The sequence below is a fragment of the Mesorhizobium sp. B2-2-4 genome (assembly GCF_006442375.1).
Classification (GTDB): Bacteria; Pseudomonadota; Alphaproteobacteria; order Rhizobiales; family Rhizobiaceae; genus Mesorhizobium.
The window spans coordinates 393,585-409,584 of the sequence record NZ_VFWB01000006.1; the positions used below are offsets into that span (position 1 = coordinate 393,585).

Below are 16,000 nucleotides of genomic sequence, written 5' to 3' on the forward strand. Positions count from 1 at the left end.
GCGAGGGGAATGCGTGTTTCGCCCTGCCATGGCCGAAAGTACAATGATCCGGCTTTTGCGCCGCGCTGTTTTTTACGGCTTGTGCGGTGTACGAATAACGCATGGCCGAAGCCAACACCGCGTCGGCAGCGTGATGACCAAGGTGATACCCAGGGAGGATTCATGTCGGACGTTTCGTTGATGGTGAACGGAAAACAGGTCCGCGGTGCGGCCGAGGACCGGACGCTGCTGGTTCACTTCTTGCGGGAGAATCTCGGCCTCACCGGCACCCATGTCGGTTGCGACACCTCGCAATGCGGCGCCTGCGTCGTCCATGTCGACGGCAAGGCGGTGAAGTCCTGTACGATGCTCGCGGTGCAGGCGTCCGGATCGAGCGTGGTGACGATCGAGGGACTTGCCAACGGTGCCGACCTGCATCCCGTGCAGGCGGCGTTCAAGGAGCATCACGGACTGCAATGCGGCTTCTGCACGCCGGGCATGATCATGACGGCGGCCGACATGATCAAGCGCCACCCCGAGGGCCTCGACGAAGCGACGGTGCGCGCAGAGCTCGAGGGCAACATCTGCCGCTGCACCGGCTACCACAACATCGTCAAGGCGATCCTCGCCGCATCGGAGGGGATGAGCGGCAAGGTCAGGCAAGCGGCGTGAGATGAACAGTACGGCAGTACGGACCAGAGCCAATTCCCCTACTGCCCTACTGCCTTACTCACCTACTGCCTTACAATTCGGGAGGAATTTCTGATGGGCATTGAAGGTGTTGGCGCTCGCGTGGCGCGCAAGGAAGACAAGCGGTTCATCACCGGCGCCGGTCGCTATGTCGACGACATGGTGGTACCCGGCATGAAGCATGCGGCCTTCGTGCGCAGCCCGCACGCGCATGCCCAGATCGTGAAGATCGAGGTCGACAAGGCTCAAGCCATGCCGGGCGTCATCGGCGTGCTGACCGGCAAGGAGCTGAAGGCCGATGGCATCGGCAATCTCATCTGCGGCTGGATGATACATTCCAAGGACGGCTCCCCGATGAAGATGGGAGCCTGGTCGCCGCTGGCGGTCGACAAGGTTCGCTATGTCGGCGATGCGGTCGTCGTCGTGGTCGCCGACACCAAGGGCCAGGCGCGCGACGCCGCCGAAGCGGTCGAGATCACCTACAATGAACTCGAGGCGGTGGTGGATGCGACGAAGGCGCTCGAAAAGGGCGCTCCGCAACTCCATCCGGAAGCCGAAAACAACCTGATCTTCGACTGGGAGATCGGCGACGCCAAGGCGACCGACGCGGCGATCACCGCGGCTTCCCACGTCACCCGCATGAAAATCGTCAACAACCGGCTGGTGCCCAACGCCATGGAGCCGCGGGCAGCGCTGGGCCACTATGACAGGGCAGAAGACCACTATACCTGCTGGACGACCTCGCAAAACCCGCATGTCGCCCGGCTGGTGATGAGCGCCTTCTACAACATCGCGCCGGAAAACAAATTGCGCGTCATCGCGCCCGATGTCGGCGGCGGCTTCGGGTCCAAGATCTACATCTATCCAGAAGAAATCGTCTGCCTTTGGGCGTCCAAGAAAACCGGCGTGCCGGTGAAATGGGTAGCCGACCGCACCGAAAGTTTCCTTTCCGACGCGCATGGCCGCGACCATGTCTCGACAGTGGAAATGGCCTTCGACAAGAACAACAGGATCACCGGCCTCAAGGTCGACACGTTGGCCAATCTCGGCGCCTACATGTCGTTGTTCTCGTCCTGCGTGCCGACCTATCTCTACGCGACGCTGCTGTCGGGTCAGTACAATATCCCGGCGATCCACGCCAATGTCCGAACGGTCTATACCAACACGGCACCCGTCGATGCCTATCGCGGGGCAGGGCGGCCGGAAGCCACCTATCTCATCGAGCGCACGATGGAGACCGCGGCGCGGGAACTCGGCGTGTCGCCGGCGGAGCTTCGGCGAACCAACTTCATCACCACGTTTCCGCACCAGACGCCGGTCATCATGAACTATGACGCCGGTGACTATGGCGCCTCGCTCGACGCGGCCATGGAGGCCGCCGACTATGCCGGCTTTGCCGGGCGCAAGGCGGAGGCCGCCAGGAACGGCAAGCTGCGCGGCATCGGCATGAGCTGCTACATCGAAGCATGCGGCCTGGCGCCGTCGGCCGCGGTGGGCTCGCTCGGCGCGGGCGTCGGCCTTTGGGAATCGGCCGAGGTGCGCGTCAATGCCGCCGGCACCATCGAGGTGCTGACCGGCTCGCACAGCCATGGCCAGGGCCATGAGACGACCTTCGCGCAACTGGTCAACGAACGGTTTGGGGTGCCGATCGACAGCGTCTCGATCGTCCATGGCGACACTGACAAGGTGCAGATGGGTATGGGTACCTACGGCTCGCGCTCGGGCGCGGTCGGAATGTCGGCGATTGCCAAGGCGCTGGACAAGGTCGAGGCCAAGGCCAAGAAGATCGCGGCGCACCTGCTCGAGGCCGACGAGGGCGACATCGTCATCGAGAACGGCGCGCTGAAGGTCGCCGGCACCGACAAAAACGTGCCGTGGTTCCAGATGGCGCTGGCGGCCTATACCGCTCATAATTTGCCCGGTGGCATGGAGCCGGGATTGAAGGAGACGGCGTTTTACGACCCGTCCAATTTCACCTTTCCGGCCGGCTGCTACATCTGCGAGGTCGAGATCGATCCGGAGACCGGAACGACCGAGATTATCCAGTTCGTCGCGGCCGACGATTTCGGCAACATCATCAACCCGATGATCGTCGAGGGCCAGGTGCATGGCGGCATCGCGCAGGGCATCGGCCAGGCACTGCTCGAAGGCGCCCACTATGATGCCGACGGCCAGCTTCTGACAGCGAGCTACATGGACTACACCATGCCGCGCGCGGATGACCTGCCTTCGTTCAAGGTCTCGACCTCGAACACGCCGTGTCCGGGCAATCCGCTCGGCATCAAGGGCTGCGGCGAGGCCGGCGCTATCGGCTCGCCGCCGGCGGTGATCAACGCCATCACCGACGCCATAGGAATCGCGGATATCGCCATGCCGGCTTCGCCGTCCACGGTGTGGGCCGCGATCCGTGCGGCGGCGAAGCACTGAAAGGAGAGTGAGTAGTGAATAGTGAGTAGTGAACAAAAACGCGGTTGCCGCGGCAATTGATCACCCGCTATTCACCAAATTACCGACCAATGCTACTCACTAATCACTACTGACTACTGACTATCCACTCTTCACCAGGGAGAGCCTCCAAATGTACGCAGTCAATTACCACCGCGCCGCCTCAGTCGCCGATGCCGCGAAGCTCGTCACGGGCGGCGACGCCAAGTTGCTGTCGGGCGGCATGACCCTGATCCCGGCCATGAAGACGCGGCTGGCGGCCCCCTCCGATGTCGTCGACCTGTCGCGGATCAAGGAATTGCAAGGCGTGACAATGTCCGGCAGGGCAGTCACGATCGGCGCCGCCACCACGCATTTCGATGTTGCCAGCGACGACAAGTTGAAACAGGCCTGCCCGGCGCTCGCGCATCTGGCATCGCTGATCGGCGATCCGGCAGTGCGCTATAGGGGCACGATCGGCGGCTCGATCGCCAACAACGACCCTGCGGCCGATTATCCAGCGGCCATGCTGGCGCTAAATGCCACCATCATTACCAACACGCGCCAGATCGCGGCCGACAAGTTCTTCACAGGCCTGTTCGAGACGGCGCTGGAGGACGGCGAAATCCTCACGGCCGTCACCTTCACCGCACCGGCAAAGGCAGCCTATAAAAAATTCCGCAATCCGGCCTCCCGCTACGCCATTGTCGGCGTGTTCGTGGCCAAGGGTGAGGACGGCGTCAGGGTGGCCGTGACCGGGGCCGGCGACGATGGCGTCTTCCGCTCGAAGGAGATCGAGGCCGCGCTCGCGAAGGACTTCGTGGCTTCGGCGCTCGACGGCGTCAAGGTGCCGGCGACCAAGCTGATGAGCGATATCCACGCTTCCGCCGACTACCGTGCCAATCTGGTCGCGGTCATGGCTAAGCGCGCGGTGGCCGCCGCCAACGCCTGATTCCTTCCTGCTCCTGTCAGGCAGGAGAGGGACTTCTCGCCCCTTTTCCGCAGATGGGCGCATTGTGGCAATCTCGCACTTGCACAAAGCGATATTGCACTGCACTATGCCGGCGATCAAACGCGAGCCGGGTTCGGAGTGTTCATCACGACCTGCGACCCTATTCGCATGTTTCAATGCGAAGGGAGCGGCATGACCGACATCTCCGCGACGCATGTTGTGCCGCCAAGATCCGTCGCCGACAGATCCGCCAGGACAAGACTGGCCTATCTCGACGGCTGGCGCGGACTTTCGATCGCGCTGGTGCTCATTGGCCATTTCTTTCCCGTTGCAGGGATCAATCTCGGCGTACTGGGCGTCGAATTCTTCTTCGTGCTCAGCGGCCGGCTGATGGCCGAGATCCTGTTCGTCGAGCGCTACCCGCTGAAGAAATTCTTCAAGCGCCGCTTCTCCCGCATCTATCCCGCGCTGCTGGTGTTCGTGATCGTTTCGATGATTGCGCTGTCGGGCACGTTCGTCGCCTTCAAATGGAAGGCGGCGCTGACGGCGCTGACATTCACCTACAACTATGCCGGAATTCTCGTGAACCGCGCCGGCGCGCTCGACCACATCTGGTCGCTCTGTGTCGAAGAGCATGCCTACATCATCCTGGCAGCGATCAGCGCACTTGTCGCAAGCCGTAGCCGCGTCATCCCGCTGCTCCTGGTGCTGGCGGTGCTGGCCATGGCAAACGGTGCGGTTTCGTACTGGTTCCTGCACATGGACTACGAGACCACATACTGGCGCACCGACGTGCATATTGCGTCGATCCTGCTGTCGGCCGCCATCTGCCTGCTGAAGACCGACGGCAAGCTGCCGGCCCTGTTGAAGGGCCCTTATGTGGCGGTGGCGGCGGCCATCGCGGCGGTGCTTCTGTTCATGGACCCGGTACCAACCCCGATCCACTATCTGGTCGCCGTGCCGCTCCTGGCGCTTGCCGTCAACGCTCTCGATTTCAGCACGAGATTGTTTTCTGGACTGCTGTCGTCCTGGCCTATGGCGACGTTGGGTCTATGGTCCTATTCGCTCTATCTGTGGCAGCAGCCATTCTACAAATTCGTCTATGAGCGAGGCAGCGACCCATGGCTGATGCTGGCTGGGGTCTTTGCCTGCGCGCTCTGCAGCTATTATGTCATCGAGCGGCCGTCGCGTGAGTGGCTGAACCGCAACTGGTGAGTGACGCCGCAGTGTCCCTCCCTTGCGTTGCCTAGCGGCCAAGGTCAGCCTCGCTCGATGCCGCCTGTCCGGCAGCTTGTTTGGTAAGTTCGTCCTAATATAGCCAGGGGTGACCTGGCGATCTGCTTGCCGGATAGCCCAATGTCCTTAGACATTGGTATTATGGCAGCTATTCCTTGTTGTCCCGCCCCGTGCTCCGCCTAGTTTATTCGAATCGGAGCATTGCATGGGAGGATGGAATGGCAACGACCAGGGAAAACGCCGGCGGCTGGCTCGACCGCTCGCGCACGATCGCCGAGCCCGGTTTCAGCAGATGGATGGTGCCGCCGGCGGCGTTGTGCATTCATCTTTGCATCGGTCAGGCCTACGCGTTCAGCGTCTTTAACCTGCCGATGTCGAAACTGATCGGTATCACCGATTCGGCGCCCGACGACTGGAAGCTGACCGGACTCGGCTGGATTTTTTCGATCGCGATCCTGTTTCTTGGCCTCGCGGCAGCCTTCGGCGGCGGTTGGCTGGATCGCGTCGGCCCGCGCAAGGCGATGGTCGCGGCCGCCTGCTGTTTCGGCGGCGGTTTCATCGTGTCGGCGCTCGGCGTCACCTTGCATCAACTGTGGATCATCTATCTCGGCTACGGCGTCCTGGGCGGCATCGGCCTCGGGCTCGGTTACATCTCGCCGGTCAAGACGCTGATCACCTGGTTTCCCGACCGGCCGGGCATGGCGACCGGCATGGCGATCATGGGGTTTGGCGGCGGAGCCTTCATCGCTTCGCCGCTTTCGGTCTATCTGCTGAAGCTGTTTTCGACCCCGCAGCATATCGGTGTCGCCGAAACCTTCATCGTGCTGGGCATTGTCTACTTCATCTTCATGCTGATCGGCGCTGTCATCGTCAGGGTGCCGCCCGATGGCTGGCGTCCGGCCGGCTGGACGCCGCCGACGACACAAAACACGATGGTGACAACCGCCAACGTCCATCTCGACGACGCGTTGAAGACACCGCAGTTCTGGCTGTTGTGGGGCGTGCTGTGCCTCAACGTGACGGCCGGCATCGGCGTCCTCGGCCAAGCCTCCGCCATGAGCCAGGAGATGTTCCCGGGACGCATCACGCCGGCCGCCGCCGCCGGCTTCGTCGGCCTGCTATCGATCTTCAACATGCTCGGCCGCTTCTTCTGGGCGTCGACCAGCGACTATATCGGCCGCAAGACGACCTACGCGGTCTTCTTCGTGCTGGGCGTGATCCTTTATGCAGTGGTGCCGTGGACGGGCCAGTCGGGCAACGTGTTCCTGTTCGTGCTGTTCTATGGCGTCATCTTGAGCATGTATGGCGGCGGCTTTTCCACCATTCCGGCCTATCTGCGCGATGTCTTCGGCGTGCGGTATGTCGGTGCCATCCATGGCCGCCTGCTGACGGCGTGGTCAGTGGCGGGCGTGCTGGGGCCGGTCCTGGTCAACTACATCAGGCAGTACCAGATCGATGCAGGAGTAGCGAAGGCCGATGCCTACACGGTCACCATGTACATCATGGCCGGCCTGCTCGTCGTCGGTTTCCTGCTCAACCTGATGATGCGGCCGGTGGATGCACGGTTCCACATGAAGGCCGAACCGGCTGCAGCGTAAGGAGAGTGATCATGGCGCAAGACAACAGCAATTCTGTCAAATTGGTCCTTGCCTGGCTGCTGGTCGGCATCCCGCTGTTGTGGGGGTTCTGGACGACGCTGGTCAGTGCAGCGGCGTTGTTCCAGTAGTGGCAGAGACCTGGAAAGGAGCAGCGCTCAGGCGATGATCCGCCTGACGTAGTAGCGCACCGCCTTCTTGCCGCCATGGATCACCGCGTCGCCGACCTCGGTGAAGCCGAGCGCTGCATGGAAGGCGTCCGAAGCCGGGTTGGGCGGGTCGGCATTGACCTCGCATGTGACCAGTGCATGGCCGGCGCGCGTGGCGTGCTCGAACAGGTCTTGGTAGAGCAGGCGGGCATGGCCGCGGCCACGAGCTTGCGCCGCCACCACGACGCGATCGACATAGACGAAGCGCTCGTAGCGTTCGCGAAACCAGAGAAAATTCGGACTGTCGTACCGAGCCCCTTGATCGAAGGTCATGATGAAGGCTTCGAGCGCGCCGATGCGGCGCGCATAGAACGCCTCGCCAAGCAGGAAAGACAGGCGCTCGGGCTCAAGCCACGACAATTCGGCGGCATGCTCGTTGTTGAGCGCGAGTATGGCCGCTTCGTCGCTTTGCCTGACACGGCTGATCGGGGAGAGGGCGGTCATGCCTTGGCCGCCCCGATCGTCGCTGCCACAAGCGGCGTATCGGTGAGCGTATTGCGATACTCGCGGTCGAGATCGGAGCCACCCATGCCGACCTTGGGATTGCGGTAGCGCATGGCGCTGGGCACGTCCTTAAGGACGGCGAAATGCATTTCGGACAGTCCGGTCCTTTGCCGCACCTCGGCAATGTTGCCGAGATCGAGCCCGCCGCAGCCGAGAATGACGATGCGGTCGCCCCCCTGTCGCACCAGGTCCGCCAGCAGCGACAGGCCCTCCATCGCCGTGTCGCGTTGGCCGCTGGTCAGCACGCGGCCGACCTTGCAACGGATCAGCGCTTCCAAAGCCTCGGCCGGGTCGCGCGTCATGTCGAAAGCGCGGTGACACGTGACGTTAAGGCCGCCGGCGGCCTCCGTCAGTTCGCTCATGCGGCGCTCATCGATGGTGCCTTCGGCGGTGAGGCAGCCGAACACCACGCCGGGCACGCCGAGGTCGCGCAGGGCGGCTACGTCGGCCAGCATCGAACGGTACTCGGTTTCGCTGTAGAGAAAATCGCCGCCACGCGGCCGCACCATGACATGGAACGGCACAATCGCCTGGTCGAGCGCGGCGCGCACGGTTCCCAAGCTCGGCGTGATGCCGCCTTCGACGAGGCTGGCGCACAGTTCGACCCTGTCGGCGCCGCCGGCCTGTGCGGCCAGAAGGCCATCAATGCCCTCGACACAGATTTCGATCAGCGGCGGGCGGGCTTCTTCAGTCAAGGTGTGATCCTGTCCATGATGTTGTGAGAAGCCCGTAGCACCCGCGCGGCGGGCGCGAAAGCAGGAACGGCACGGCGCATTGGACCAGGGGGCATTTCCCTGCTTGACAGTCTTATAACTACATGGTTATGAGTTAACCCATAGCCCTCGAGTTATTGATCGCGAGCGGTGGCTCGACGACGACTAAGAGGAGCACGGCATGACACAGACCAAATCGATCGTCGTTGAACGGCTGATTCCGCATTCGGCGGAGAAGATATGGCGTGCGCTGACAGTGCCCGAACTCGTCGCAGAATGGCTCATGCAGAATGACTTCGCGCCGCAAGAGGGGCATCGCTTCACGTTCCGCGCTTCACCGGTACCGGGCTGGTCCGGGGTGACGAACTGCGTCGTGCTGAAAGTCGAGGCGCCACGCCTGCTTGCCTATAGCTGGGGCGACGGAAGCGAATCCGACAGCGGACTGAAAACCGTGGTGACCTGGTCGCTCACGCCTGAGGGCGCGGCGACCCGGGTGCGGATGGAGCACTCGGGGTTTCGGCCGGCCGACGAGCGTGGATATGTCGGCATGGGAAGCGGCTGGCCGCGTATTCTTGAGCGACTTGAGCAGGTGGCTGCGAAGCAAGGCTGAGCGCCGACTCTCCTCGACCAACCGGTCGCCATGGCCGGCGAACCACAACAAGTCTCCCGGATGCGCCGCTCCCGGGCATGGCAAACCGCGCCCTGACCAAACTTTTCAAACGGAGAAACACCATGGAAGCCAGGCTCAAGAACCCCGTGATGCTCATCCCCGGCGCCCTGCAGGCGCTGCTGGCGCTGGACAAGTCGACCGAGGCGGCCGATTTGCCCTATGTGACGCGCAAGCTCGTCCATCTGCGCGCCAGCCAGATCAATGGCTGCTCGGTCTGCGTCGACATGCATGCGCGCGAACTCAAGAAGGCCGGCGAGAAGGACGAACGCATCTTTGCCTTGTCGGCCTGGCGGGAGACGCCGTACTTCACCGATGCCGAACGCGCCGCGCTTGCCCTTGCCGAGGCCGGCACAAGGCTGGCCGACAGAACGGATGCCGTGACGGACGAGGTATGGAACGAGGCCGCCCGGCACTATGACGAAAAGGCGCTTGCCGGGCTCGTCATCCAGATCGCCGTGATCAACGCCTTCAATCGGCTGAACGCCACGACACGCCAAATGGTCGGCGCCTGGGGCTAAGGCCGCGCGAAGGCGAGCCGTGCCACGGTGCAATGGCGGCTGGACTCGCGGTGCACCAAACCTGCTTGCCTAGCCCGGCCGGGTCGCGGCCGGCGGCAATTCGAACAGTTTGGCGCCATTTTCCTCGCCGCGTTCGACATAGCCGATGGTGCGAAACCATTTTGCGATTTCCGGTCCCGTGAGCCAGCTGCGGGAGTGAATAGGGAGATTGCCGGCGAGCGCCTGGATCTGCTTGATATGCCGCCTGCAGAAACGCACGGTCGCGGCCCTGAAAAAGCCCTCGCGCGCCGCGAACAGCGTGTCCGCGGCGTCGCCATGCTCGTGCCAGGCGACGATCGCTACGGTCCCGTCGTTGTCGACAAGGGCATGGGCGCGGCCCTCCTTCAGGTTCATCATCAGATTGTCGTAGGCGACCTTGCTGTCCTTGCCGGCGGCGATGTATTCGTCGGACATGCGCTTGGACAAATGGCGAAACACGTCTTCCAGATCGCCAACCGTCGCTGTTCGTGCTCTCATTTCTGCTCCTTGAGCCCCGGCAGGGAGTTTGCTCCAGGAAAAGGCATTCACCAAGCAAAGGGATTTCGCGAAAAACCCAACGGGGGGAATCCGGTTCCGCCGGTAAGGCGGGCAACCGGCATAGCATCGTCAGCCCGGTCGTGCGGAACCGGATGTGAAGAGCTGGGCCAACGCTTAACGCGGCGCGCTCCCGTGGCGAGACAGTTCGAGGAGCCGGAGCAGCGGTGGCTTACTGGCGCAAAACCGTGTTCTTGGTGCCTTCCTCGACCTGGTCGATCACCAGCAGCTTGACCGGGCCTTCACCGATATTGGTGGCCTGATGCCACTGCCCGATCATCTCGATGATGAAATCGCCAGTCTTGTAGGTGTTGCTGTTGCCGGTCTCGACATTGGTGACCTTCAACGTGCCGGCCTCGACATAGGCGTAGCGCGGGAACGGATGCTTGTGCACCGGCAAGGTCGCGCCCGGCGCTATGTCGTAGGTCGACACCAGCACCTGCACGTTCTTCTGCGGCAGCGTGATCGGCTGGCCGGAAGCGGTGGTCGTGCGCGAGGCGAGGGGTGTCACGACGACGGGTGTGCCGCTGCTGTCCAGCGCATGAGCGCCGGTCGCGAACGCCGCAGCCGCCAGCAGCAATGCCGATGCCAGGACTTTTCGCATGATTCCTCCCCAAACCGCCGCATCTATCGCGCCGCGAAGGCCGGTGCGCAAGCATGTCCCTGACGAATCTGATTGGACTCGCTGGCCTGGACGTGGCGTGCGACGTGTCAAATCGCTGCGGTAAGCTGGATCTCGACACGGATCTCGGGCAAGGCGAAGCTCGCCCCGACCGTGGCGCGTGCCGGGGGCTCCACGCCGTCGAGCCATGTGACCCAAGCCTTGTTCATCGCGTCGAAGTCTTCGACATCCCTCAACCAGATCTGCGCGAACAGCAGCTTCGATCTATCCGAACCGACGCTCGCCAGAAGGCGATCCGCCTTTTCCAATATCTCCTTCGTCTGGTCAGACGTGCCGGTTTTCTTGTCATCGGCCGTCAAGCCCGAGAGATAGGCCGTGCCGTTGTGAACGACGATACGGCTAAGCCGTTCGTTCTTGTCGAATCGTTCGATGTTCCCCATGGCGGAGGCCCCTGGTTGCGTTGGTCAAAAGCAGGCCGCCGTACGCAATCCAGCGGTCTGCTGAGCGGGATCAGACGTGCGCGACAGCGGAGCGCTGGGCGTGGGCCTGGAAGAAGCGTTGCGGACGAAACGTTTCCATTTCGTCATGGATTTTGCCGCGCACGACTTCGTCGGCGACCACCTTGCCCAATTGCGGGCCGATGGTCACACCACTGTGCGTTACGGCCATGTAGTGGCCGACGATATCCGGCATGGCGCCGGCACAGGTGTAGCCGTCCTCCGGGAACGGCCGGACCGTCGTGCGAATGGCTTCCACACCTGCGTCGCGGAGCGAAGGCAGGACCTTGGTCGCCGCATCCAGGAGCGTCGCCGCCTCGTTCCCGGCAGGGCTGAGCACCTCCGGCTTCTCCAGGGTCATGTCCACCGAGACCTTATGGATCATGATGCGCCCCGCTCCGTCGGGACGGATATCCAGATCGTCGGCATGCAGCTGGCTTCGGAGCGTCAACGCCACCGGCGGGGTGAAGGCGAGCACGCCTATGGTCGAGGAAAGTGGAATACCCTGGGCATCGCCGAGCCTCTCACTAGACCAGCCGCCGGTGCAGCTCACGACGGCATCCGCAGCGTGTCGGTCTCCGTTCGCCGTCCGAACTGCCCGTACGCGCCCGCTTTCGGTCTCGATCTCGGTCACGCGTGAACCGAGTTTGACCTGTGCTCCCCAGCGCTCCTTCGCCGCCCGCAAAAGCCAGGCCGAGTAGAGCACCGGATCGACCCAGCCTTCTTCCGGATAGTAGGAGATTGGACAATCGCCGAAAGCGGAGACATCGATATCGGGCTCCATCTCGGCGACGCGCTTCTTGTCGATCCACTCGACGCCGTAGCCCCATTCCTTCATCTGCCTGAAGTTCTCGAAATAATCGTCCATCGACTCCGGCTCTGTTCGCCAATCGAAACTGCCGGTCTGGGTGAACCAGGGAGCGATGCCGAAGTCGCGCTTGAGTTCAAGATGGGCGCGCATTCCCGAGACATTCAGATCGAAATACGGCCGGGGCCGCTTGGTCGTCGCATTTGTCCAGGCAAAGCTTACCCCCGACGTACCGCCTGCTATCCGTCCGGCCTCGAGCACGACGACGCTTGCTCCCGCCTTGGCGCATTCATAGGCGGCGGAACTGCCGACGATACCGGAACCAATGACCACGACACGCATAAAGATGATCTCCAAAAATTCCCGGGCTAATGACGTCATCCGATACGAGTAATCTCTGAAAGACGAATCGATGCAAATGCCGCTATATCGTTGAGAGATGTTGCTGGAGCGTTTGACAGTACTGCTGACGCCGCTCTTCTTAATTCGATCGGCGCCTGCGATGTGTTTGCAACCCCGCACAACATCCTCGGTTGCCTGAAAACATTGCAATGGGTGCCAACTGCGGTCAATTGAACTGGTCGCTGCCGTTCATGGCCAAAAGTTATGAACCAATGTCCCAGCCATCTGCGGCTGCCCAGGTCGGCCCATTAGCCCGCACGGGCAACTTCTCGTGCGAAGTTATCAAATTCGGGCGCAACCGTTTGCGAGAGCAATGCTACGCTTATCGGCGCATCGGGGATCGCGGAATGGAAGAGACTGCACGGTGAGCCGGAATTCCTCCTGATCGACAAGAACGCGATCCGGGACATTTTGAGCCTATCCCTGGCTCTTGAAGCGACCGAGGCCGCACTGCGCAAAACATCGAGTGGGATGGCGCGCCAGCAGATCAGGCGCACACTTGAGCTGCCGGGTGCGGCCGGGAGTTGTCTGTCGCTTATGTATGCTGCGCTGGATGACCGGCCGCTGTTCGGGGCGAAGGTGCTTTCCGTGTTTCCTGACAATTTCGCGCATGGGTTCGCGTCTCATCGCGGCGGTGTCTTCCTGTTCGACAAGGATCATGGACGGCCTGTAGCCTTGATCGACGGGGGAGAGCTTACGGCTTGGCGGACCGCGGCGGCCAGTGCTGTCGCGACGAGGGCACTTTCGCGCGAAGACAGCACCACGCTGACACTGTTCGGATATGGCGAGCAAGCGCGCCGGCATGTCGCGGCTATTGCGGACGTCCGGCCGATCCATGCGATCCATGTTTGGGGTCGCGACTTTGCAAAGGCGCAGCACTTCGCCGAGGAGCAGTCAGCCGCCGGATTCCAGGCGAAGGCACATCGCGACCCTGGCGAGGCCGTTCGCGAGGCCGACATCATCTGCACCACGACATCTTCCGAAAAGCCGGTGCTGTGCGGCGAATGGCTTCCGCCTGGTGTCCATATCAATGCGGTCGGGGCGAGCGTCGCTTCATGCCGCGAGCTCGACCTCGACTGTGTGCGCAGAGCGCAGATCTGGGTCGACTACCTGCCTATGGCGCTGACGGCCGCGGGAGAACTGATCGAGGCGATTGAAACCGGCGTGATCGGCGTCGATCATATCCGTGGCGAGGTCGGCGACGTGCTGGCAAGTGCGAAACCCGGCCGCACTGGCGACGATCAGATCACGCTTTTCCGGTCTCTCGGCGTTCCGGCGCAAGACATCGAGCTTGCCAATCTTGTCTATATCTCCGCCCGCAACGCCGGACTCGGCACCTCAATTGATTTCAGGTTGTGATGCCATGCTGAGCTGCCAACGAGATCTCTTCTCCATTCCCCGCGAGACAGCTTATCTGGATGTCGCATACATGTCTCCGATCCCGACCGCCGCCGTCGCGGCTGGCGAGGCCGGCGTCAGGGTGAAAGCCGAACCCTGGAAAATGACCATCGCCTCCTATTACGACGAGGTGGAAGAGGCTCGGCAGCTCGCCGCATCAATGGTGGGCGCCGATGCCGATGAGATCGCCATTGTGGCCGCCACCAGCTATGGCATGGCTATCGCAGCCGCCAACGTTTTGGTTGCGGCAGGTTCGGCCATCCTTCTGATGGAGAACGAACACACCTCGCACAGATATGTCTGGTATGACCTCGCGCAACGCGCCGGCGCCTGCGTTGATATCGTCCCGCAACCAGCCGACGGCGACTGGACCAGCGCGATCGTATCGGCAATCCAAGACTCGAGCCGTCCCATCGCGGTCGTTGCGGGGACGCTGGTGCATTGGTTCGAGGGCGTGGCGATCGACCTGGAGGCGGTGGCCGCCGCCACACGGGCAGCGGGCGCCAGTCTTGTCGTTGACGGAACCCAGTGGGTTGGCGCGATACCCTTCGATGTCCGGCGCGTCCGACCGGACTTTCTCGTCTTTGCCACCTACAAGTTCCTTCTGGGGCCATATCGCCTCGCATTCCTTTACGCCGACCGGCGTTGGCACACAGAGGGGCGCACTCTGGAGCATCATTCATGGAACCGGATGGGCGGGGACAAATCGGACTTCTACAAGGTGGCCGTGGCCGAGTTTCTTCCCGGCGCGCGGCGGTTCGACATGGGGGAACGCTCCGATTTCGCGGTCCTGCCCATCGCAATCGCCGCAATGAAGCTCATCCGCGGTTGGACCGTCGGGCGCGTGTTTGAGCGCCTGCGTCACCTTAATGAGCTTGTCTGGGCGCAGGCGGAAAGCAGAGGGCTGCCGGTCGCGCGTCCGCGACACCCAACGCCCCATATCGCGATCCTCGACATAGGGGGCCGTCTCGCGCCGAATGCGGCACAAGAGCTGAAGCGGGCTGACGTGCACGTCACACTCCGCGGCACGAAGATGCGCGTGTCGCCGCATGTCTACAATGACGAAGCCGATATCGGCCGCCTGTTCGAATGCCTGCCGCTCCGCTAGAGGCTTTCAGCGGTGAATGAAAACAGTTCTGTCGGCCTGGCGGCGAGGACCCAGGGCGGTGATTCCTGCCTCTACGCCGTTCATAAAGCTTCGCGTCGTCTGGATGAGATGCTCGGTGAAGGCGTCCGCCGCCGTCGATGCAATGACACCCCAAGGCCGGTAGACGCTCAGGTTCAGATCGAGACGTGGCCGGAAATCCCTGATCTCGATCGGCAGGTCGCGTGCCAGCCACGCCGAAAGCCTGTCGACGACGCTCACGCCCGCCCCGGACGCGACAAGGGCGATGCACGCACTGGACAGGCTGGCCTCTATCTTCAACAGACGTCCCACTCCGCGTTCTTCGCACAAGGCATCGAGCTGCTGCCGCATCGGATCAGCGGAGCCCATCGCGATGAAGTCGAGACCGTCGAGATCTTCTGCCTGCACCACGTCGAGCTCGGCCAGACGGTGACCCGCCGGCATAACGCAAACCGGTGGGGTCGCTGTCAGCGCTCGCCTGACGATTGAAGAATTCTCGTCCGATGCCGTTACGCCTATTCCGATGTCGAGCTGATTGCGGCTCGCCCGCTGCACCACCGTGGCGGAGCTGCGGATGTCCAGGGAAATCGACACGGATGGATGCTGTTTTGAGAAGCTCGTGATGATGGACGGCAGCAGCGTGGACCCGAAGGCCGGGAGCGCGCAGATGTTCAGCCTGCCACTTCGCAACTCGCGTATTTCCCTCGCGGCGCGCGAGATGCCGCGCGCGGACTCGAAAACGCGCTTAACCTCGGCATAGAGCATGTGCGCTTCAGGAGTGGGGATCAGCCGCTGCCTGCTTTTCCTGAACAACTGGAAATCCGCCTTCTCGCTGAGTTGCTGGAGCATCTTGCTGACAGCCGGCTGCGTGATGTCAAGTGCGTCGGCCGCCTTGGTGGTTGTTCCATGCAGCATGACCGAAGCGAAGACCTCGATCTCGCGAGGCGTAAACTCTGCCTCCTTCGTGACGGTGTCCTTTTCGCCAAATTTCATGCCCGCTTACCTTGCCAGGCAGCTGATCGCTGTGCCGAAACAGCGAGCTGCGAACGCCAAGATTAATGGGAAGGGTCGGATGTTCCAAGAG

At 62.4% G+C, this 16,000-nt stretch carries 16 protein-coding genes; 9 read left to right on the top strand and 7 right to left on the bottom strand.

Annotated elements, in window-relative coordinates; all coding sequences use genetic code 11:
• The first annotated feature begins 162 nt into the window (after positions 1 to 162).
• The 5 genes from FJ959_RS17920 (at position 163) to FJ959_RS17940 (ending at position 6,879) form a co-directional block, all read left to right on the top strand.
• Positions 163 to 651 (top strand): (2Fe-2S)-binding protein, encoded by a 489-nt coding sequence (locus tag FJ959_RS17920; RefSeq protein ID WP_140521053.1) that lies wholly within the window; start codon positions 163 to 165, stop codon positions 649 to 651.
• A gap of 93 nt (positions 652 to 744) precedes the next feature.
• A complete protein-coding gene (locus tag FJ959_RS17925) occupies positions 745 to 3,096 on the top strand; it encodes a xanthine dehydrogenase family protein molybdopterin-binding subunit (protein ID WP_140631154.1) in 2,352 nt (783 codons plus the stop codon).
• A gap of 151 nt (positions 3,097 to 3,247) precedes the next feature.
• A complete protein-coding gene (locus FJ959_RS17930) occupies positions 3,248 to 4,045 on the top strand; it encodes a xanthine dehydrogenase family protein subunit M (protein WP_140631156.1) in 798 nt (265 codons plus the stop codon).
• 192 nt (positions 4,046 to 4,237) lie between these two features.
• Positions 4,238 to 5,260, top strand: a complete 1,023-nt coding sequence (locus FJ959_RS17935; protein WP_140517169.1) for an acyltransferase — start codon at positions 4,238 to 4,240, stop codon at positions 5,258 to 5,260.
• Positions 5,261 to 5,499: 239 nt separating this feature from the next.
• Complete coding sequence (locus FJ959_RS17940; RefSeq protein ID WP_140495731.1) at positions 5,500 to 6,879, top strand: OFA family MFS transporter; 1,380 nt, start codon at positions 5,500 to 5,502, stop codon at positions 6,877 to 6,879.
• A gap of 155 nt (positions 6,880 to 7,034) precedes the next feature.
• Here FJ959_RS17940 and FJ959_RS17950 read toward each other — a convergent pair whose 3' ends face one another.
• Together FJ959_RS17950 and FJ959_RS17955 are read right to left on the bottom strand one after the other, a co-directional pair.
• Positions 7,035 to 7,529, bottom strand: coding sequence for a GNAT family N-acetyltransferase (locus tag FJ959_RS17950; RefSeq protein ID WP_140495733.1), 495 nt, complete (start codon positions 7,527 to 7,529; stop codon positions 7,035 to 7,037).
• Positions 7,526 to 8,284 (bottom strand): copper homeostasis protein CutC, encoded by a 759-nt coding sequence (locus tag FJ959_RS17955; RefSeq protein WP_140631159.1) that lies wholly within the window; start codon positions 8,282 to 8,284, stop codon positions 7,526 to 7,528. Before FJ959_RS17955 ends, FJ959_RS17950 begins: the two co-directional genes overlap by 4 nt.
• Positions 8,285 to 8,483: 199 nt before the next feature.
• On the opposite strand from FJ959_RS17955, the gene FJ959_RS17960 reads away from it, so the two are divergent.
• A complete protein-coding gene (locus FJ959_RS17960) occupies positions 8,484 to 8,912 on the top strand; it encodes an SRPBCC domain-containing protein (protein ID WP_140495735.1) in 429 nt (142 codons plus the stop codon).
• A gap of 122 nt (positions 8,913 to 9,034) precedes the next feature.
• A complete protein-coding gene (locus FJ959_RS17970) occupies positions 9,035 to 9,490 on the top strand; it encodes a carboxymuconolactone decarboxylase family protein (protein WP_140631160.1) in 456 nt (151 codons plus the stop codon).
• 69 nt (positions 9,491 to 9,559) lie between these two features.
• On the opposite strand, the gene FJ959_RS17975 is transcribed toward FJ959_RS17970, so the two are convergent.
• The 4 genes from FJ959_RS17975 to FJ959_RS17990 form a co-directional block, all read right to left on the bottom strand.
• A complete protein-coding gene (locus FJ959_RS17975) occupies positions 9,560 to 10,006 on the bottom strand; it encodes a hypothetical protein (protein WP_140631162.1) in 447 nt (148 codons plus the stop codon).
• A 229-nt stretch (positions 10,007 to 10,235) separates the two neighbouring features.
• Positions 10,236 to 10,667: a cupin domain-containing protein gene (locus tag FJ959_RS17980; protein ID WP_140495738.1), complete on the bottom strand. Its 432-nt coding sequence runs from the start codon at positions 10,665 to 10,667 to the stop codon at positions 10,236 to 10,238.
• 107 nt (positions 10,668 to 10,774) lie between these two features.
• Complete coding sequence (locus FJ959_RS17985; protein WP_140517162.1) at positions 10,775 to 11,125, bottom strand: RidA family protein; 351 nt, start codon at positions 11,123 to 11,125, stop codon at positions 10,775 to 10,777.
• A gap of 70 nt (positions 11,126 to 11,195) precedes the next feature.
• Positions 11,196 to 12,542: an FAD-dependent oxidoreductase gene (locus tag FJ959_RS17990; RefSeq protein WP_246678944.1), complete on the bottom strand. Its 1,347-nt coding sequence runs from the start codon at positions 12,540 to 12,542 to the stop codon at positions 11,196 to 11,198.
• A gap of 261 nt (positions 12,543 to 12,803) precedes the next feature.
• On the opposite strand from FJ959_RS17990, the gene FJ959_RS17995 reads away from it, so the two are divergent.
• On the top strand, positions 12,804 to 13,751 hold the full coding sequence (locus FJ959_RS17995; protein WP_181172012.1) for an ornithine cyclodeaminase family protein: 948 nt from the start codon (positions 12,804 to 12,806) through the stop codon (positions 13,749 to 13,751).
• A gap of 4 nt (positions 13,752 to 13,755) precedes the next feature.
• Positions 13,756 to 14,898: an aminotransferase class V-fold PLP-dependent enzyme gene (locus FJ959_RS18000; protein ID WP_140555386.1), complete on the top strand. Its 1,143-nt coding sequence runs from the start codon at positions 13,756 to 13,758 to the stop codon at positions 14,896 to 14,898.
• Between the two features lie 6 nt (positions 14,899 to 14,904).
• Here FJ959_RS18000 and FJ959_RS18005 read toward each other — a convergent pair whose 3' ends face one another.
• Positions 14,905 to 15,909, bottom strand: a complete 1,005-nt coding sequence (locus FJ959_RS18005) for a LysR substrate-binding domain-containing protein (protein WP_140631167.1) — start codon at positions 15,907 to 15,909, stop codon at positions 14,905 to 14,907.
• Positions 15,910 to 16,000: the final 91 nt, after the last annotated feature.